The following is a 19,470-nucleotide window of genomic DNA, read 5'->3' on the forward strand; positions in this document are numbered from 1 at the left end:
CTTACTACGTATGTCATGCTTACTGAGATCAGCCGGCTCGCTCAGCCGAGCTAGCGCAGACTGGCCCCCTCGATCTGGCCCGAAAGGGTGGCCCGACCCATGCGCGGGCGCGTCGCCAGCGCCATGCCCAAGACACACAGCAGGGTCAGGAGAAAACTGAGCACGGCCAACAGGGCCGCACGATGAGGATCATTCTGCCCGGTCATATCGAGATAGATCGGGAAGGTATAGCTGTTAAAGAGGCTGGCTAGCGTCAACTCGCCCATGACTGTCGAGAAGGTCAGCAGGGAAGCTGTCAGAATCCCTGGCCAGATATTGGGCAGGATGACCAGCAGCAGCGTTCGCCACCAGCCGGCTCCCAGACTGGCCGCCGCCTCGGTCAGGAGTTTGACCTCAATGGCCTGCAGGCTGTTGTCGATCGCCCGATAGGCGAATGGCAGAGCAATCACCACATAGGCGCAGATGAGCACAAGCGGAACATCCAGCGTCGTCACAAGCTTGCTGAGTAAGGGAACCAGGCCCAGGGAGAGCAGCGCTACGAGGGGGTTGTTGGCAGCAGCCCCATTGTATTCCTGTAGCAGTCCGGTGCCAAGCACAATGGGCGGCACAGCAAAAGGCAAGAGGGCCAGGGCCTCAAGCAGTGGCCGGGCCTGCGGTAGGCGCAGCCGTACCTGATAGGCCGTGGGCGTCAGCAGGAGCACCACGAGTAGCGTGCTGGTCACCGCCAGGCCCAGCGATGTCAGGAGCGTCTGCCCGAAATCAGGGTCGGCGAAGACCGCGCCCAGGAGGGCGAGATCTCCCCAGCCGCGACCGCTGTTCAAGCCAAAGGCCAGCGTTGCCCCGAGCGGAATCAGGAGATAGAGCAGCACCAGTAACAGGACCAGCCTGGCCCCCAAGGCTCCACCTCGCCGGCCCCGCGGCTCTGGCTTCGCGTTTTCCGTAGGCCTCGCTATTCCCCGGCCTGCAGGTCCCTGTCTCTGCTTGCCTAGCCGTCGCGAGATAGACAGCATGCCTCCCTCCTTGGATGCGTTCAGCCTGGCTAGCGGATCTGCCAGCGGCTGGCCCGTCTGAGCATGGTCGTATAGATGACGACCGCGGCTAACAGGACCACGATCATCCCAACGGCAAGGGCGTCGCCCAAGCCAAAGTCGACGGTCACGTTACCATTGACCAGGAAATCGATCAGAATCGGCACCAGATTGATGTTACCCTGGGCCAAAGCGTAGGCTGTGGCGAAAGCGCCAAAGGCATTTGCAAAGAGCAGCATGGTACCAGCCACCAGGGACGGCCAGAGAATGGGCAGCGCCACGCGCCGCCAATACTGCGCCGGGGAGGCCCCTAGATTGATAGCCGCCTCGCGCCACTCCGGGCGCAAGCCCGCCAGGGCCGGTAGCGTGACCAGGATCATCAGGGGGAGCTGGAAATAGACATAGACCAGCACCAGACCCCAGAACTGGTAGATGCTGAAACCCATGCTGTAGAGGTCGAGATGCAGCCAGGTGCGCAGAGCCACCGTCACGAAGCCGGTGACGCCGAGCGTCGCTACGAAGGCAAAGGCCAGCGGGACTCCGGCAAAGTTGGCCGCAATACTACAGAAGCTGATCAGCAGCTTGCGTAGCCAGCCCTGGCGCAGGTTGGCCAGACCATAGGCGGCAATCGCTCCCACAAGGCCGCCGATGAGGGCCGTCACCAGCGAGAGCGCAACGCTGTTCTGAAAAGCGCGCAGATTGCTGGCTTGGGCAAAGAGCCGCTGATAGCTAGCCAGGCTCAGCCCGCCGCTCCCCCCATTGGTGAGGCTGCCCTGAATGGTGATCACAACCGGGAGAAGCTCAAACAGCAGGCAGAAGAGCAAAAAGGGGACAAGCGTCGACCAGGCGATCAGAGCAGTCAGGAGCCCGCTTTGACGCCTGCGTTGGCCCTGAGAAGCTGCGGCGGCGTGCGTCGTGAGCTGCTCTTCCTGCACACGTGGTACTTGAGTTACCATTGATCCCTCCCCTCTTGTCGCTTATTGTCCCCGCTCAGGCGCTCTCTGAGACAGCCGCTCCTTCTGGGCCTTGTTTGCTTGCTCTGGACGCAGGCCGGGCCGGGCACCTTCCTCGCACTGGGCTGCGCGCCAGGGTGCTACCCTGGCCTGGACGATCACGGCGGGAAGCAGGACCAGGCCAGGGCCGGACATGGCGGTGAGCGGCCGCCATCTTCTGCTGTCTCTGCTTGCTCAGCTCCTTATGCCCCGAGTACCTGCGGCCCCCAGTTATTATTGACCAGTGTCGAAGCCGCATTGAGCTGAGCCAGCGATGGGAAACGGACATTGGCATACTGCTCAGCCGGCGGGAGCTTGGCCGCCAGCTCCTGGGGCACTTTGCCGGCTGCGACCAGCTTCTGATAGCGCGCCGGATGTGCGTAGCCTTTCAGATAGAAGAGCTGCCCTTCGTCCGAGAAAATATATTCGATCCAGAGGCGGGCCGCGAAAGGATGGGGCGCCGTCTTGTTGACCACCGAGACATAGGGGCCGGCGATCGAGCCATCGGAGGGAATGATGACCTCCAGATGCGGCTTACCGGCAAGCTGGTCACGGAAGCCTAGCCCGAGATAATCCCACATCACGGCGATCGCTACCTCTCCCGTCGAAATATTGGCAATGCTGGAGCGCGCCACCGTGAAATTGCCGCTCTTCTTCAGTTGAGCGAAATAGTCGATGCCCGGCTGAATGTTGTCCAGGCTGCCACCGTTGGCAAGGGCGGCGGCGAAGACGGCCAGGAATGCATCGTTCGCCTGGCGCGGGTCGCCGTCAATGCCCACCATGTTTTTATAGTTGCCGCGCAGCAGCTCGGCGAAGGAGGTCGGTGGCTTCTTGACGAGATCGGTATTAATGACAAACGCCTGAGCGCCATAGTATTCCGTGCACCAGTAGCCGTCGGGGTCCTTGAGATTGGCGTCGATGTCGTCCCAGTGGGCATGCTTGTAAGGGGCGACCAGGCCCTGTTGGACAGCCAGCGGACCAAATTTGAAGCCGACATCGCCAATGTCGCCGTGAGGGCGCGTTTTGGATTGCTTGAAGACCTCCAGTTCTTGGGCCGAGGAGTATTCAGCCTCGGCCTTATAGGAGATGGGCAGACCATAGTGGCTCGTGTAGCCGGCCAGAATATCTCTGTAGTCGGCCCACTCGGGTGGGATGCCCACGGCCTGCAGTTGGCCCTCCTTTTTGGCGTTGGCAATGAGCGTCTGCATGTCGATGGGGCCAGCCATGTTCACGCCAGCAGTGGTGGCGCTGGTGCTGGCGCCGCCACTTCCGCAGGCTTCAAGCATGGTCGCCAGGGCGCTGGCCGATAGGCCGGCTAGGCCCGCACGCCTGAGAAAGTGGCGTCGGCTTTGCTGGCCAAAGATGGCAGTGAACAGCTGCTGTTCGCGGCTGTGCTCAGGGCGCATAAAAGGTTACCTCCCGATGATAGCGTTGCTTGCCTGGATAGCTGGAGAGTCGGAGAAGAATGGCCGCGCAGGAAAGCCCGCCCACCATCGGCGTGGGCAGGCAGTCATCCCTTTGCCCTCGTGACACGGTCACAAGCCTCTATAGACGCACGGAGAGACAGCAAGAGCCAGTCAGCTCGCCATACGCCTGGCCCAAGGTCAGGTCAGGCCTGGCCTGGCGATGTGGCCTCTTCTCCTGTCTCTTCGCAAGCTTGCTCTCTTCACGCTTCTTCATGGTAGAGTGCCTATGCTAAGAGGAGGTTAATGGTTGAGGTAGTCCAGGTTAACGGCTGGTTATATTTTGGGGAGTCTGAGCAGGCCAGTCGGCTTTCTCAGATCGGTTCTTCTCCTGAACGGGGAGCAGCGCAGGAGAAGACCGAAACCAGATGAGATAATTGATCTATCGCTCATTCTCTGGTATCATAGATAATAGACTGCCAGGTCTGGTCAGGAGAGATAAAGGAGCAGAGACCAGGTTATAGCTCTCGTCTTCTACGGTCGATCGCTTTGTTAGCAGACGAGCAGCAGCGCAGGCTTGCTGTCTGCGCTGTCACGGCAGCCAGCTGAGTGCAGACACGCTTGGGTCCTCGCCCGGGAGGATAGCCCTTGTCGACACTAGTGGCCCCGCAATACCAACAAGCAGGCGTATTGAAGGTCCTGCCTTGCCTCGCCTCGGTAGGCAGAGAGCGACCTGCCTGCTGTCTTTCATGCTCCTCCCGACTTCCCTCTCTTGTGCAGTTCCCTCTATCCACATCCAGGCCTGCCTGTCCTTGCAGATGTCCTTTGCCGCTCGCCTGGAGCCTCACAGCCACCGGGTCGCGTTACGGTCTCAGGCTCAACCAGGCAGAGGATGGCGGCGCTGCTCAGCTGAGACTACCTTGTGTACCCCGCGTTCCCTTGCTGTCTCAACGTTCACTTCACGCTTCCACCCCTAACGCTAACAGTTCCTACGCAAAGGAGGAGCAACCTGTATGGAACAACGCATCTACCGCGGCAACCTCTCCCCGGACGGCCTTGCTGATTACCTGGTGCAGACCTTTGGCCAGAACTATACCTATCTCGGTTGGGGCGGCAGCCCCTTGAGTACCATCGCCCAGAAGGTTGGCCAGGGCGATCACGTGCTGGTCCAGATCGCGCAAGCCGGCTCCTGGAGTGGACGCCTGCGCGCCGCCCTTGGCGTCAGCATTTCACGCCTGCCCGACGGGATTAGTGTGAGCGTTGGTCAAAGCCACTGGCTTCAAGCCCCGCTGACTGGCATCCTCTGGGGGGCCTTATTCTTCCCGCCGCTCCTGATATTTCCTCTTATTCGGGGGATTGGAGCTTTCAGCTTTTATCAGGATGTCTGGCAGGCCATCGAAACCTACTGCGCCCAGGCCCAGGCGACGCGCACCAGTAGCAGCAGTCTGCATGGTCTCTACTGCACACGCTGCGGCGCCATGAACGATGAAGCCGCTCAACAGTGCCATCTCTGTGGCACCGCTCTCCAGCAGCCTCAGCCCGTCCAGGCCGCGTCAGTCGCCGGGCACGAGCTGGTGACCTGTGGAAGCTGCAACGAGCGTGTGGTCGCTGCCCGCTTCTGCGGCAACTGCGGCGCCCCGCTGACTGCCCCAGCCAGCGCCAACGTACCGCCCAAAGAGTCGGGGCACGAGGTATAAGCTGCCCCGGGCGCTGCTCGCGCTGGGCCAGGCCGAGCAGCGCTGTCACCACAGGCAAGCCGCTGGCCCGGCCCGGGTGAGGCTTGCCTGCCCAGTGGCCGGACCTCCTCCGCCTCGCGTCCAGGCTATGCCGGTACGCTCGCTGAGAACACCGTCCCGACAAGACCGTCGCTCGACGATAGCGCTCTGGTCAGCAATGAACGGAGTGGGTCGCTCCTCGACCGTTCGCGAGAGCCGTGCGACCCGCCGGGGCAGGCCGTCCGCTTCGCCCCAGCCTGCTCAAGGAGCTGGCAACCGTGACCGTCCAGCCAGCATCATCCTGGCTGCCGGTGGCAGCCCGCATACACCTTGCCTGCCCGCTAGAGGGCGCATGATGTGGTATAGATGACTTGACGAATGGACGTCTGGCGGGTATAGTATACGCATAAACGTCCTCGCATAGGATGAACCTGTCTCTTCAAGAGAGGAGAAAAGGTCATGCGTGTCGCAAATCCCTCACCCTCTGGCGTTATCCCCTCCACCCCTCCCAGCGGCCTGGATCGCATCTTAGGCGCACTGCAGAGCATTGGGCGCTCGCTCATGCTCCCCATCGCCGTGCTCCCGGCGGCAGGTTTGCTGCTGCGTTTCGGGCAAGCGGACCTGCTGAACCTGCCCTGGATGGCGGCGGCGGGTAATGCCGTCTTCTCCAACCTCTCGCTGATCTTTGCCGTGGGCATTACGATCGGCCTCACCGGAGGCGAGGGAGCAGCCGCGCTGGCTGGACTGGTCGGCTACCTGGTCTTCACCGGCGTCTTCAACGCCATCATTCCCCAAGTGCACGGTGCCCCTGACCCCTCGATCTCAATGGGGGTTTTCTCTGGCATTCTCGTCGGCCTGGTCACCGCCGGCCTCTATCGGCGCTTTCACGATATTCGCCTGCCAGACTACCTGGCCTTCTTTGGAGGAAAGCGCTTCGTCCCCATCATCACGGCCCTGGTGACGCTGGTGCTTGGGGCAATCTTCGGCCTGATCTGGCCACCGATCCAGGGGGCCATCAACGCCGTCGGCCAGGGCATCGTTGCCCTCGGACCAATCGGGACCGGCATCTACGGTTGCCTCAATCGGCTGCTGATCCCCTTCGGTCTGCACCACGTGCTGAATACCTACGTCTGGCTCCAGCTTGGCACCTACCACACAGATCACGGTATTGTGACCGGCGACCTGAACCGCTACTTTGCCGGCGATCCGACGGCGGGCAATTTCATGGCTGGCTTCTTCCCGATCATGATGTTTGGCCTGCCTGCGGCCTGTCTGGCGATGATCCGCCGCGCCCAGTATCCGCGCCTGGCCGCCGGCATCTTGCTTTCCGCCGCCCTGACCTCCTTTCTCACAGGCGTCACCGAACCCATTGAATTCGCCTTTCTCTTTGTAGCTCCTGGGCTGTTCCTGATCCATGCCCTGCTCACCGGTACGGCCCTGGCCATCTGTACCGCCCTCGGCATCCATATTGGCTTTACCTTCTCCGCCGGCTTGATCGACTACTTGATCAATTTCAGCAAGGCGAATACGACCCATCCCCTGCTGCTCCTGCCGATCGGGCTGCTCTACGCCGTGATATACTATTTTATCTTCAGTTTCTGTATTAAGCGCTTTAACCTGGCGACGCCCGGGCGAGGCAGCACCGCGACAGACAGCCGCAGCGATTGGATTCTGCCCGAGAGCCAGCGCGGTCCGCGTCCGGGGCGAGTGATAGCAGAAGCGGGAGCGACGGCAGAGTCAGGCGGTAAGGCAGGCGATGCCGATGAGCGCCTGGCGGCGGAGCTGCTGGCAGCCCTGGGCGGCAAGGGAAACGTCGAGAGCGTTGAGGGCTGCATTACACGCCTGCGTCTCTTTATCAACGAGCCAGGGCGTATCGATGAGGCTCGTCTCAAGAGCCTGGGCGCCGCCGGCGTCATCCGGCACGGCAAGATCGTCCAAGTAGTGATGGGCACACAGTCCGATCGTCTGGCCAGCCGCATGAAACAGCTCATGAAGGAGGGCGGCAGCGAGCAGGAGCAGGCCGCTGTTCCTCCGGTCGCGCCGGGCGAGCCACAGGGATGAGCCAGAAATAGCCGAAGAGCAGGCGCTGAAGCGAAGCGGCAGCCTGGTTGATCTCTCTCGTGAGCGGGCAGCGCTTGAGCAAAGGCTGCCCGCTCTGCGCTCAGCCTTTGCTCTGAGTTAGTCAGATCAACATATACCCTGGAGCGATCCGTAAGTGAAGCGAGGAGAGCTGCTGTGAGGAGCTTACATCTGCACAAGAGTGAGTTAGTGATTCTGGCCCCACTCGATGGCCAGGTAGTGCCGTTAGAGCGGGTACCTGATGAGGTCTTCGCTCAGAAGCTGGTCGGCGATGGCCTGGCCATTGAGCCGTGGGGCAGCGTTGCGCTTGCCCCTATTAGTGGCAGGCTGGTGCGCCTCTTTCCGGGCGGCCATGCGTTTGTGATCGCCGCTGGTCCCGAGGACCGTGAGGAGGAGGCCGCCGTGATCGTTCACCTGGGCCTCGATACGGTAGAGCTGGCCGGCGACGGCTTTACGCTCCTGGCTCAGGAAGGCGACCGCGTCGAGGCCGGCACGCCGGTGGTACGCTTCGATCGCGCTCGCATTGCAGCCCGGGGGAAGAGCCTGCTCAGTCCCGTGGTCTTTAGCGGCAGCGGAACCCTGGTCCGGCGCGCCAGTGGCACGGTCCAGGCCGGGCAAGATATGCTCTTTGTGGTCAAGCGTTCGCTGTAAAGAATTTGATCCACTATTCTCTTGACAAGAGCCTGTTGAAGAGTCTATCCTCAAAATAGGAAAGAAACTCAAGGATGCGCAATGAACACAGATCGACCTGCGTCGAGCAATGGCGACGCGCTGCGCCGCTGTTGCGGCTTTGGCTCCTGGTTGGTTCTCGGCCATGATGCTGCTCGCCCGCCAGGGACCAAAGCCCGCCGGTCTCTGGCAGATAGACAAGAAAGACGGAGAAGACGGCCAGGGAGGGACCGGTCAGCTAGCTAGCTCGTCTCAAGCGTGGGTTGGTCTTTCGCGCCGTCAGGCAGAGAGGAGTTTGAGCCAGTCATGCTTGAAGCGCTTCCAGGGGCGCGCTGGTCAAACAGTTATCGTCTTTTCCGGGATGGTACGCTGTTGGCCGAAATTGGCCCTGCGCTATCCTGCCGGGTGGACGGCCTGACGGTCGTAGGACGTTCGCAGGCCGTGCGCCGCGGGCGCTACGGTCTGATTCAGACCTATCTGCTGGAGGTCAATGGCTCTTTGATGGCGCAGGCCCAGCCTTCAGGGTCGGGGTTTGGACGTCAATGGTCCATCTCTTATGGCGGAGATGAGCATGGCTATCGCCTGCGTCCCAGGCGACCGCTGGCCCAGACCTTTGTTTTAGAGCGCAATGGCACCATCGTTGGGACGATCCGCCCGCAGATGCGGCGCCTCTGGTGGCTTCGGAAAGCTGTGCTTGATGTACCTGATCTTCCCCTGCCATTGATCCTCTTTGTTTTCTGGCTGGTCATCATACATACTCAGGGGCGCGACGCTGGCGGCGGAGCTATGTGAGCGAGCAGGGCACGGGTCGGGCAGAGGTCGGCAGGCAGACAGACAGGCAGGCAGTCCGTGGCTCTTTCCTCTCTCCTCGCAGAAGGCTTCAAAGGCAGAGCAAGAACAGACACGCGGCCACGAGCAAGCAGGCAAGGGAACATCTGCCATGCTAGAAGCTGCACCACGCCATTGGTATTCAAGCATGACCTATGTCATCCGTCAGGATGGGCAGGAGCTTGCAGAGATCCAGAGAAGGTTCTTTCGCCCAGAGGCCATTATCACCACAGCGGAAGACCAGACGTATAGTATTCGGCGCTTCGGCTGGATGGGGCCGTTTATTCTCTGCCTGGCGGATGGCACGCTCCTGGCACAGGCGCAGACCTACTACTTTAAGAAGCACATTGACGCTTACTATTTGGGTCAGTACTATAGATTGCGCCCGCAGTCATTTTGGAAGTGGGGGACCTACCTGCTAGAGCAGAACGGCGAGACTGTGGGTAGTATTCGTCAGAAGAATAGCTGGGGAAACAAAGCGCTCATCGACATCCCCGGCCTGCCTCTGCCCATTGTCCTTTTCTTCTTCTGGCTGGTCCATCGTAACTGGCAGCGGCGACGAAGAGCCGCCGTGAGTTCAGCCACGCTGTCGATCTCAGCAAGGCCAGCCTTTTAGTCGCCCGATGGGTGTGCGTCCCTTCTTTTCTTCGGCAGGCCCGTGCTGCCTGGCGCCCCCGGCTGGCTTTGCAGACGGGAAGAGGAGAGCGCTGGCCATGCTCTCCCAGCTCAGGCCAGGGAGAGGTTGCGCCAGAGGCTATACGTGCTGCTGCTACTGAGGATGGCTCCGGCCTGCTGGACGCGGGCAACATCTTCGGCGGTGCGGATGAAACCGCCAGCGATGAAGGGGCCGGGCAGCAGGCGCCGCAGGGTGGCGGCTACTTCGGGGAACATGATGCCGGGCAGCACCTCAACGAGGTCGGGGCCAGCATGGGCAATGGTGCGAACACCCTTTTCAAGGCCGGAGTCGTCGAGCAGGAGCAGGCGCTGAATGGTGATCAGCCCCTCGGCACGCGCCGCCGTCACCAGTTGCGACTTACTGGTGATGATGGCATCGATGCCGATCTGGTGTAGATATTGGATACCGGCGCGGTCCTTGCCGATGCCGCTGACCAGGTCGACATGCACCACGACGCGCTTGCCTCGGCGGCGCGCTTCCTCGACAAAGGGAGCAAGCTGGAAGGCATCGCCTTTCAGCAGGAAGAGCAGAGGAGCATCCGCCTCTAGAGCAAGGCGCATGTCCTCCTCAGATTTAAGGGCCGCCGCCACAGGGTAGCGGCGCGCCAGGCGCATGATTTCCAGGGCTGCTTGCGTATACACGCCTCGGTGCAACAAGAGGACCGTCCCTCAATATCTTCTAGCAGTAATCCACTGTTATTGTTATTATAGTCAGAGCACAGCCGCTTTGTCTAGCGTGAACCGGCTTGAGGCCCGGCGCGAAGCGCTCGCCCGCCCACCCGATGGTGGCGCTCTTCCTTTCCGGTCTCTCTCAACCTCCCCCGCTGTTGGTCAGCCACGCCTCCCTGTCCCCCGCCACCGGCCAGGGCCTGCGTAGACGAGCGGTCAGCAATTCGGTACTTGACAAAGCAGGGTGGGTTAACTATATTATAAGCAAGGCACGGGTCATTAGCCGGCCTGTGCTGCTACCATTGTAGCAACCACGAGACAACTAAATATAGAATTTGACAGGACAGTGATCTGAAAAGTCCTGAGCCAGTGTGAACAACACGGCTTGGGACTTTTTTCTTTTGCTCCTGGCTGGCAGAGCTTGCCCGTCACTGTTGGCGCTGCCCCTTCGATTAACAATCGATTCCCGAGGAGGGCGCCAGCGATGGCGGGGGCGTCTGGCCCGGAGGGCGCCGTCCGCTCAGGGAGGCACGCGGAGCGAGCCGGTCTGCAAGCAAGCGGACAGCCGGCAGAGAGGCCTACCCGGCGAGGGGGATCTGTCACGTCAAGACAGGAGCAGGAGACTAGGTAGCAGCAGCAGCACAGGTCAGGCGCAGCGAAGCATGGGTCAATGGCAGTGTTGCCAGCAGTCGTGTGGCCCAGTGGCCAGCCTGCCCGCCGCCGTTGCCTGGCGTGAGCCAGTCAGTCTGGCGGCAGGTTCAGCAGGCGGGTAGCGTGCCCGGATGCCCTCGGATAGCCTGGGACATCCCGGAGACTTCTGGAAGCTTCTGGAGGCTTCTGGAAGCTACGGACGCGGCGGTCCGTTCCGCGGCGAGAGCGGCGCGGCGTCCAGTCTGGCCAATTGCCTTTGGACAACGGAAGACGTCACAGCAACAAGAAAGGGCTTGTCTACCTATGGCGAAGTACGTCCTCGCCCTTGACCAGGGCACTACCAGTTCGCGCGCCATCGTCTTCAATCACGACGGCGCGGTCGTCAGCCTCGCACAGAAAGAATTCCCGCAGATTTATCCGGCCCCGGGGCTGGTCGAGCATGATCCCGAGGCCATCTGGTCCAGCCAGCTCAGCGTTGCTCAGGAGGCCCTGCACAAGGCCGGGGCCAGCGCCGCCGATATCGCCGCCATCGGCATTACCAACCAGCGCGAGACCACACTCGTCTGGGAGAAGGCCACCGGCAAGCCAGTGTTTAACGCCATCGTTTGGCAGAGCCGCCTGACCGCTCCTATCTGCGATGAGCTGAAGGCCAAGGGCTTTGATAGCGAGATCCGCCAGCGCACCGGGCTGGTGACCGATGCCTATTTCTCGGGCACAAAGGTCAAATGGATTCTGGATAATGTGCCCGGCGTTCGCGAGAAGGCTGAGCGCGGTGAGGTGCTCTTTGGCAATGTCGACACTTTCCTGATCTGGCGCCTCACCAAGGGTCGCGTCCATGTGACCGATGCCACCAACGCCTCGCGCACGATGCTCTACAACATCTACACGGGCGACTGGGATGATGTGATCCTCAAGGAGCTGGGCGTCCCCCGGGCTATGCTGCCCCAGGTGATGCCGTCGAGCACGGTCTACGGCGAGACCGACCCGGAGTTCTTCGGCGGGCCGATCAAGATCGCTGGTGTGGCCGGCGACCAGCAGGCGGCGACCTTCGGTCAGGCGTGTTTCGAGGTCGGTATGGCGAAGAATACCTACGGCACCGGTAGCTTTATGCTGATGAATACCGGCGACCGCGGGGTGGCCTCAAAGAATGGTCTGCTGACAACGATCGCCTGGCGCATCAATGGTCAGACGACCTATGCCCTTGAGGGGAGCATCTTCATTACAGGGGCTGCGGTGCAGTGGCTGCGCGATGGGCTGCGCGCTATCGCGTCGAGCAGCGATGTGGAGCAACTGGCGATGTCGGTGCCCGATAATGGGGGCGTCTATCTGGTGCCGGCCTTCGTCGGTCTGGGCGCGCCCTATTGGGACCCCTATGCGCGTGGGACGATCGTGGGCCTGACGCGCGGGTCGAGCATCGCTCATATTGCGCGCGCGACCCTGGAGTCGATGTGCTACCAGACGCGCGATGTGCTGGAGGCGATGACGGCGGATAGCGGCGTGCGCGTGAAGGCGCTGCGTGTCGATGGCGGCGCTGTGGTCAATAATCTGCTGATGCAGTTCCAGGCCGATATTCTGGGAGTGCCAGTGCAGCGCCCGAAGGTGGCCGAGACGACGGCCCTGGGGGCCGCGTATCTGGCCGGTCTGGCTACCGGTTTCTGGAGCAGCCAGCAGGAGGTAGCCGAGCAATGGGCGGTCGACCGTACTTTTGAGCCGCAGATGAGCGCCGATCAGCGCGATGCGCTCTATGCCGGCTGGAAACGGGCGGTGGAGCGCTCGCTGCAGTGGGAGCGGCCCGCTTCGGCCTAGCCGCCGCGCTTCGGCTCGGGCCTCTCTCGTCGAGTGGTGGGGCGGGCAAGTTTCGCCTCGCCTGGTTGGTCAGTGCAGGCTCGGCTTGCCCGCTGCTCAGCCAGCCATCCGCCGGGTACGCTTGCCGCTCGCGCCCACGCTTGCGCCCCGCTCCGCGGCGGATGGCCTGGCCTGTCTCGCTCATGCTTGTCTTTCTTTTCCTTCTTCTTCCTATCTCTCTGAGTGACAAAGGAGTTTGGATCAATGGCCCGTCAATTTACAAGCAGGCCCTCAGTGCTTGCGGGCCTGTGGGGAGAATGCCTCGCCGAGTTTTTCGGCACGATGATCCTTTTGCTCTTCGGCGATGGCTGCGTGGCCACTTTCGCCCTCTTTACGAATATCGGGGCGAACAATGCGGCGACGCCCTTCGCTAATGAATGGATCGTCATTATCCTCGGGTGGGGCCTGGCGGTGATGCTGGGCATCTATGTGGCTGGGGCAATCAGTGGCGCTCACCTCAATCCGGCGGTGACGCTGGCGCTGGCCGTTCGCGGCAAGTTCGATTGGAGCAAGGTGGTCCCTTATTGGGTCGCGCAGGTGCTCGGTGGTTTTGTCGCTGCTGCTATTCTCTACTTCGTCTATCAAGGGGCGCTGGTGCATGCCCTGTCGCTCAATCACTTGACCATCGGGCAGATCGCCGATCCCAATGGCTACGGCGGCGTGTTCTATACGTCTCCCAAGCCGTTCGTGGGGACGTTCGGGGCCTTCTGCGATGAGTTCGTGGGTACGGCCCTGCTGGTAGGCCTGATCTTCGCAATCACCGACGGGCGCAATCAGCCGGTGCAGGCTAATTTGAATCCGCTGATCATTGGCCTGCTGGTGGTGGCGATCGGTGCTTCCTTCGGCTTGAATACGGGTTATGCGATTAATCCAGCCCGCGACTTCGGTCCCCGCTTGTGGATCGCCCTCGTGAGCGGTGGGGCCAGCCTGTCGGCCAATAATTACTACTTCTGGATTCCCATTGTGGCGCCGCTGCTCGGCGGTGTGGTCGGTGCTTTCATCTACGACTTTACGATCGGCAAGGTGCTGGAGGCCCGCGGTATGACGAAGTCAGGGACGGCGGAGACCAAGGGCGAGGCGGTGCGCGTGCCCAGCGAGGCGGAGTAAGGGCCGGCTGCGGCGCAGCGACTAGACCGCTCTTGCTGGTCTTGCTGTTGTCCGCCTGCTCATTCATACGGTGCTCTCTGAGGCGCTTCGGCTTCTGCTTTGCGCGGCGGCGGGGAGAAAGGCGTTGGTTAGCCTTCCTCTCCGCCGCCACTGTGTCTTTTGAGGGGGAGATGCGCTGAGGGAGGCCGCCGGCGCCCGGTCCGGGCAGGCGGCTCGCTGTGGCTGGCTCGCGGCTGCCCACTGGGTCATGAATGGACGGAAGGTGTGAGAGTTGACGCTGCGCGCATGGTTAGCGTGCGCGGGGCTGGTTCGTCTGGGATTTATCTTCCGTGAAGGCCGAGGTTCAATCGACACAGGCGCTTTTTGTGGAGCTTTTCGGTAGAACATTGAAACAGGGTGAGCAGAGGTTTCAGTGTAGCACAGAGTTTTCCTGTGTAACACACTATGAACGACAAAAATGGGTAGGGGTCGTTGAGAGGGGCATGCGTATGGCAGAGCACAGTTATAGGCATGCTTTATGCAAGAGAGGAGAGTGAGTGCAGGACCCAGTCGCTTGCCTCCGCTGCGTCTCGCTTCCTCCGATGGGTCCTGCCACTGCCCGGGCAATGGGGGATTGCCCGGCAAGACACGGTTCGGTACCACGCCGGCACGGCAGGCACAGGCACCTGAGTGGAGAGGCCGCGCGTCTCTCTCTCGCCCCGGAACGCAAGGCGCTCATCCTCTCGCCTGTCGCCTGTCGCCGCCGCGCTGTCGCCGCGCTGTCGCGGCTCGCAGGCGTGGGGCTGGCTGATCAACAAGGGTGCCAGAGCACGCAACGCTGAGTGTCTTCTCTTCTCTGGCTCAGTCTGCCGACGAAGGAGCGTGCTAGATGCGATACCGATACCTTGGACTGCCAGATGGCGCCAGGATGGCGCGCAGAACGCTGCTGACTCTGCTACTAACGCTGCTCTTGCTCGGTTTGTGGAGCCTCTCCCCCGCTGTGCCAGGAGTCCAGGCGCGGACCGCCGCCACGGCTCGCCCCTGGATGAACCGCACGCTTTCGCCCGACCGGCGCGCTGATCTGCTCCTGGCCCAGATGACGCTTGATGAAAAGATCGCCATGCTGCATGGCTGGTCCGGTGGTAGCTATGTGGGCTACATTCCGGCCAATACGCGCCTGGGTATTCCGGCCCTCGGCCTGGAGGATGGCCCCGCCGGGGTCGCCGACGGAATGACGGGCGTGACCGCCTTCCCAGCGCCCGAGGCGCTGGCGGCAAGCTGGGATACAAGCCTGATGCGCCGGTACGGCCAGGACCTCGGTAGCGAGGAATGGGGGAAAGGGGCCAATGTGGCCCTGGCGCCAACGGTCAATATTTTGCGTAATCCGCAGTGGGGCCGCAGTTTCGAGACGCTGGGCGAGGACCCCTATCTGACGGCGATGCTGGCCAGCGCCGATATTCAGGGCATCCAGAGCCAGCATGTTATCGCGACCGTCAAGCACTACGCGGCCAATAATCAGGAGTACCATCGCACGACGGTGAGCGCCAATGTCGATGAGCGTACCCTGCATGAGATCTATTTGACGGCCTTCGAGTATGCCGTCAAGCAGGGCGGCGTCGGCGCGGTGATGTGCTCCTATAATAAGGTCAACAACGTCTACGCTTGTGAGAACCCCTATCTGCTCGCCACGACCCTCAAGGGGACCTTTGGCTTTCCAGGCTTCGTCATGTCGGACTGGGGGGCGACCCACAGCACGGTAGCCGCCATTACGGCGGGCCTCGATATGGAGATGCCGGACAGCACCTACTTTGGCGCCGCTCTGAAGCAGGCGGTACTCAACGGGCAGGTAAGCATGGCGACGATCGATGAGGCGGTGCATCGTATTCTGCGTACGATGTTCGCAATCGGCCTCTTCGATTATCCGACGACCGGCAGCCCGAATGCGACGGTGACCAACGCCCAGCATGCGCAGTTGGCCCGCGAAGCCGCTGAGGCCGGCACGGTCCTGCTGAAGAACGATGGCCAGTTGCTGCCGCTCGATACGAACAAGATCCACTCCATTGCGGTGATCGGTCCCGATGCCTCGCTCTCTCCCCAGGTGACCGGTGGCGGCAGCGCGCATGTGATCCCGCCCTATGTGGTGACGCCGTTGCAGGGCATTACGCAGCGCGCCGGGAGCGGGGTGACGGTGCGCTACGCCCAGGGCATTACGACGACCGGCACGCTGCCGCCGGTCGAGGCTCAGTATCTGACGCCGCCTTCGGGCAGCGGTCAGGGCTTGCTGGGCGAATACTTTAACAATATGACGCTCTCGGGCAGTCCGGTGCTGACGCGCGTTGACAGCCAGATCAATTTTGACTGGAACGGCCAGTCGCCGGGTCCGGGCGTGCCAGCCACGCAATGGTCGGTCCGCTGGACTGGCACCCTGACGCCGCCGGTGAGCGGAACGTACACGTTCTCGCTGACGAGCGACGATGGTAGCCGGCTCTACATTAATAACCAGCTCTTGATCGATAACTGGCGCGATCAGGCGACGACCACCGAGACGGCTACTATCCAGTTGACGGCAGGCCAGCCTTATGCCATTCGCGTCGAGTACTATCAGAACGGCGGCGCGAGCAATGTGGCCTTGGGCTGGAGCATTCCAGGCCAGGAGAATGCACTCCTCTCGCAGGCGGTGGAGCTGGCGCGAAGCTCGGACGTGGCCATTGTCTTTGTCAACGATGTGGAGTCGGAAGGCTCCGACCGCAGCAGCCTGGAGCTGCCGGGGGCCCAGGATCAGTTGATCGAGGCCGTGGCTCAGGCCAACCCCCATACGATTGTGGTGCTCAATACGGGTGGGCCGGTGCTGATGCCGTGGGTCGACCAGGTGCCGGCGCTGTTGGAGGCCTGGTATCCCGGCCAGGAGGATGGCAACGCGATTGCGGCGGTGCTCTTCGGCGATGTCAATCCGGCGGGGAAGCTGCCGATGACTTTCCCGCGCTCGGCCAGCGATCTGCCGGCCAGTACGCCGGCGCAATATCCGGGTATCAACGATCAGGCCGACTATTCGGAGGGGGTCTTTGTTGGCTACCGTTATTATGATGAGCGCGGTATTGTGCCGCTCTTTCCCTTCGGCTATGGCCTCTCCTATACTACTTTCCGGTACAGCCACCTGCGGGTGACGCCGACGCAGGCGGACTATCGCAGCCGGATTGCCGTCGATCTGGATGTGACGAATACGGGGCGGCGCGCTGGGGCCGAGGTGGTGCAGCTCTACGTCGGCATCCCAGCGACGAATGTGCCGGAGCCGCCGCGCCAGTTGAAGGGCTTCCAGAAAGTCTTTCTGCAGCCCGGTCAGACGAAGCACGTGCATTTTGAGCTGAATCCGCGCGATCTCTCGTACTGGGACGTGCACGCCCATACCTGGGTTGTCCAGGATGGGACCTACTCGGTGCAGGTGGGGTCGTCGTCGCGCGATATCCGCCTGCGGGGCAGCTTCACGGTGCGCGTGACGAACGGTCCGCGCTACGTCAGCGTGCAGGCGCCGCAGTGGCTGGCCGCCGGTGAAAGTGAGTGGATTGAGACGAGCTTTACGAACGGCGGGGACCTGACGGCTCAGGCGGTGCGGCTGGGGCTGCAGGTTCCCCAGGGCTGGCAGGTGCGCGCGCTGAGTCCGAGTACGTTCGCCAGGGTAGGAGCCGGCCAGACGGTGCGGACGCGCTGGCAGGTGACGGCCCCGGCGGGCACGGCGCCGGGCAGCTATAGTCTGCAGGCGAGTGCCAGCTTTGTGAGCGCGGACGGGCCGGGACGCGTGCAGGCTTCAGCCAGCCTGACGGTTCCCTATCCGTCGCTGGCGGCAGCCTACAACAATGTGGGCATCAGCGATGATAGCAATCCCTCGGCGGGCAATTTCGACGGCGGCGGCTATAGCTATTCGGCTCAGGCGCTGGCGGCGGTCGGGTTGACGCCGGGGGCGACGGTAACCCACGCTGGGGTTACGTTCACCTGGCCCAATGTGCCGCCTGGGCAGCCCGATAATGTGCGTACCCAGGGACAGGTGATCGCCTTCTCGGCCCAGGGTACAAAGCTGGCCTTTCTAGGGGCGGCGGCCTTCGGAACCCAGAGCGGCACGCTGACGATCGTTTACAGCGATGGGTCGCAGCAGCAGGCTACGCTGACGCTGGCTGATTGGTATGCCAACCAGCCAGCTCCGGGCGATGAGTTGCTGGCGACGGCGGATCACTGGAACCGTCCGCCCGGCGATACGCTTGGCCCTCATGCGGTGAGCGTCTACTATACGGCGCTGCCGCTGCAGGCCGGCAAGCCGGTGGCCTATCTGATCTTGCCGACCAATAGTAACCTGCATCTCTTCGCCGCAGCGGCCAGCTAAGGAGGGGGCCGACTCCACGCGGGAGCGCTGGGCCGGGCGCGCGACGGCTCCGCGGCCCGCGTCTGAGATAGGCTGGCGCGGTCTTGCTCCTTCTCCCCCGGGGGGCGAGCCGCGCCAGTTTCTTTGCTTGCTCTCTGCGCTGCGGCCACGGCTCCGGTTCAGCCGCCCGCTGGCGATGGTGACCAGTCCCAGGTGAGAGCTTCGCGTCAGCGCTCCCCATCTCATGTCTACGGCGGTCCTCCTTAGCTCCTCCTTCGTTGGCATAGTCGCATTTCTGGGGAGGAAGGTGGCAGCGACGCGCGATGAGGCACGTGAGGTATCTGGAGCCGGCGCCGTCAGGCTCCCAGCCATCACAGGCGGCCCCACCTCAGAGCGAGGCGGGGCTTAGCCGCTCAGCCGCCGCCGACCATCGTGACCAGCTCCAGGCGACAGCCTTCACGCAGGCGGGTTTCCGCGAAGCGCTCGCGCGGCACAATGACGCCGTCGAGCATGGCGACAACGCGGCCCGGCGTCAGGGCGAGCCGCCCCAGAAAGTCGGCGATGGTGCTCTCGCGCGGGACATGCCAGGGCTGGCCGTTCGCGACGATGGTCATCAGTTCCGCCTGGGACGCAGCATCTTCTGCCATTGGTCCAGGTGTCTCCTCCTTTCTTTCTTTCTTTCTTTCTTGCTTGCTTGTTTGCTTGCTCTTTTGTTTGGCTGGCTTTCAGGTCGCCTGGCTGTTATAGGCAGCCACCGGCGGGCCTGGCTGCCGGCGGGCCTGGTTGCCGGCGGCCAGAGCCTGGCGCAGCGCATCCACGGCCTGGGCCACAGAGGCGGCGCTGTAGATCGCCGAGATAACGGCGATCCCGTCGGCGCCGGCGGCGATGACCTGGGCGGCGTTGGCAGCGCTCAGTCCGCCGATGGCCAGGAGCGGAAGTCGGGGCCAGCGGGCGCGCAGTTGGCGAATCAGCGCGGGGCCGGCCCCACTCTCACCAGGATGGGAAGGTGAGGGGAAGATGGTGCCGGCCAGCAGATAATCGGCGCCGGAGGCGACCGCCTCTTCCGCTTCGGCCAGCGAGTGGACCGAGGCCCCGAGCAGCAAGGATTGACCACAGCGCTGCCGCAGGGCGCGGGCGACGGCCAGCGGCAGCGAGCGCCTGCCGAGCTGGACGCCGTCGGCGCCAACAGCCAGGGCCACATCGAGGCGGTCGTTAATGATCAGGCGAGCACCGTGTTGGCGCGCCAGCGGCCCCAGGATGGTCGCCAGCTCGTAGAGCTGGGCCGCCGACAGCCCCGGACCGCGTAGCTGGAGGAGATCGATCCCCGCCTCCAGGGCCTGGCGCGCGATATCCACCAGGGCCGGATGCCGCTCGTCGGTGACCAGACAGAGCAGCGGCCTCTCTCCCAGGGGCAGGCCCGCTGTTCGTTCTCCTCCTGCTTCTGATGCTCTCTCTTCTGACATATACCGCTCTCGCTCT

The 19,470-nt window shown here is 62.6% G+C and carries 14 protein-coding genes; 8 read left to right on the forward strand and 6 right to left on the reverse strand.

The genetic code is table 11. From position 1 onward, the window contains the following. Window positions 1-50 precede the first annotated feature (50 nt). The 3 genes from AC6H1L_RS02595 to AC6H1L_RS02605 all read right to left on the reverse strand — a co-directional run bounded on the left by AC6H1L_RS02595 (window position 51) and on the right by AC6H1L_RS02605 (window position 3,426). The gene (locus AC6H1L_RS02595) at window positions 51-1,010 is read right to left on the reverse strand and encodes an ABC transporter permease (RefSeq protein ID WP_497599993.1); all 960 of its coding nucleotides are present in this window, start codon (window positions 1,008-1,010) and stop codon (window positions 51-53) included. A gap of 29 nt (window positions 1,011-1,039) precedes the next feature. Beyond that, window positions 1,040-1,984, reverse strand: coding sequence for an ABC transporter permease (locus AC6H1L_RS02600; RefSeq protein WP_497599994.1), 945 nt, complete (start codon window positions 1,982-1,984; stop codon window positions 1,040-1,042). A gap of 239 nt (window positions 1,985-2,223) precedes the next feature. Beyond that, window positions 2,224-3,426 (reverse strand): extracellular solute-binding protein, encoded by a 1,203-nt coding sequence (locus AC6H1L_RS02605; RefSeq protein WP_497599995.1) that lies wholly within the window; start codon window positions 3,424-3,426, stop codon window positions 2,224-2,226. 1,010 nt (window positions 3,427-4,436) lie between these two features. Between AC6H1L_RS02605 and AC6H1L_RS02610 the strand changes: the two genes are divergently transcribed. The 5 genes from AC6H1L_RS02610 to AC6H1L_RS02630 all read left to right on the forward strand — a co-directional run bounded on the left by AC6H1L_RS02610 (window position 4,437) and on the right by AC6H1L_RS02630 (window position 9,330). After that, window positions 4,437-5,120 carry a zinc ribbon domain-containing protein gene (locus AC6H1L_RS02610; RefSeq protein ID WP_497599996.1) on the forward strand — a complete coding sequence of 228 codons (684 nt, stop codon included), beginning with the start codon at window positions 4,437-4,439 and terminating at the stop codon, window positions 5,118-5,120. Window positions 5,121-5,597: 477 nt separating this feature from the next. Beyond that, complete coding sequence (locus tag AC6H1L_RS02615) at window positions 5,598-7,199, forward strand: PTS transporter subunit EIIC (protein WP_497599997.1); 1,602 nt, start codon at window positions 5,598-5,600, stop codon at window positions 7,197-7,199. A 174-nt stretch (window positions 7,200-7,373) separates the two neighbouring features. Next, a complete protein-coding gene (locus AC6H1L_RS02620; protein ID WP_497599998.1) occupies window positions 7,374-7,868 on the forward strand; it encodes a PTS sugar transporter subunit IIA in 495 nt (164 codons plus the stop codon). Window positions 7,869-8,192: 324 nt separating this feature from the next. Continuing rightward, a complete protein-coding gene (locus AC6H1L_RS02625) occupies window positions 8,193-8,678 on the forward strand; it encodes a hypothetical protein (protein WP_497599999.1) in 486 nt (161 codons plus the stop codon). Between the two features lie 184 nt (window positions 8,679-8,862). Beyond that, entirely contained in the window at window positions 8,863-9,330 is a 468-nt protein-coding gene (locus tag AC6H1L_RS02630) for a hypothetical protein (protein WP_497600000.1), read from the forward strand. A gap of 110 nt (window positions 9,331-9,440) precedes the next feature. Here the strand turns inward: AC6H1L_RS02630 and AC6H1L_RS02635 are convergent, their stop codons facing one another. Continuing rightward, the gene (locus AC6H1L_RS02635; protein ID WP_497600001.1) at window positions 9,441-10,031 is read right to left on the reverse strand and encodes a glycerol-3-phosphate responsive antiterminator; all 591 of its coding nucleotides are present in this window, start codon (window positions 10,029-10,031) and stop codon (window positions 9,441-9,443) included. A gap of 981 nt (window positions 10,032-11,012) precedes the next feature. Here AC6H1L_RS02635 and glpK point away from each other — a divergent pair. The 3 genes from glpK (at window position 11,013) to AC6H1L_RS02650 (ending at window position 18,012) form a co-directional block, all read left to right on the forward strand. Next, on the forward strand, window positions 11,013-12,515 hold the full coding sequence (gene glpK, locus AC6H1L_RS02640; RefSeq protein ID WP_297164076.1) for a glycerol kinase GlpK: 1,503 nt from the start codon (window positions 11,013-11,015) through the stop codon (window positions 12,513-12,515). 243 nt (window positions 12,516-12,758) lie between these two features. Beyond that, window positions 12,759-13,661 (forward strand): MIP/aquaporin family protein, encoded by a 903-nt coding sequence (locus AC6H1L_RS02645; protein WP_497600002.1) that lies wholly within the window; start codon window positions 12,759-12,761, stop codon window positions 13,659-13,661. Between the two features lie 868 nt (window positions 13,662-14,529). Then, a complete protein-coding gene (locus AC6H1L_RS02650; protein ID WP_497600003.1) occupies window positions 14,530-18,012 on the forward strand; it encodes a glycoside hydrolase family 3 C-terminal domain-containing protein in 3,483 nt (1,160 codons plus the stop codon). 392 nt (window positions 18,013-18,404) lie between these two features. On the opposite strand, the gene thiS is transcribed toward AC6H1L_RS02650, so the two are convergent. Both thiS and thiE read right to left on the reverse strand, forming a co-directional pair. Next, the gene (thiS, locus tag AC6H1L_RS02655) at window positions 18,405-18,638 is read right to left on the reverse strand and encodes a sulfur carrier protein ThiS (protein ID WP_497600004.1); all 234 of its coding nucleotides are present in this window, start codon (window positions 18,636-18,638) and stop codon (window positions 18,405-18,407) included. Between the two features lie 78 nt (window positions 18,639-18,716). After that, window positions 18,717-19,454 (reverse strand): thiamine phosphate synthase, encoded by a 738-nt coding sequence (thiE, locus tag AC6H1L_RS02660; protein WP_497600005.1) that lies wholly within the window; start codon window positions 19,452-19,454, stop codon window positions 18,717-18,719. Window positions 19,455-19,470 lie beyond the last annotated feature (16 nt).

Source organism: Thermogemmatispora argillosa (assembly GCF_059696725.1).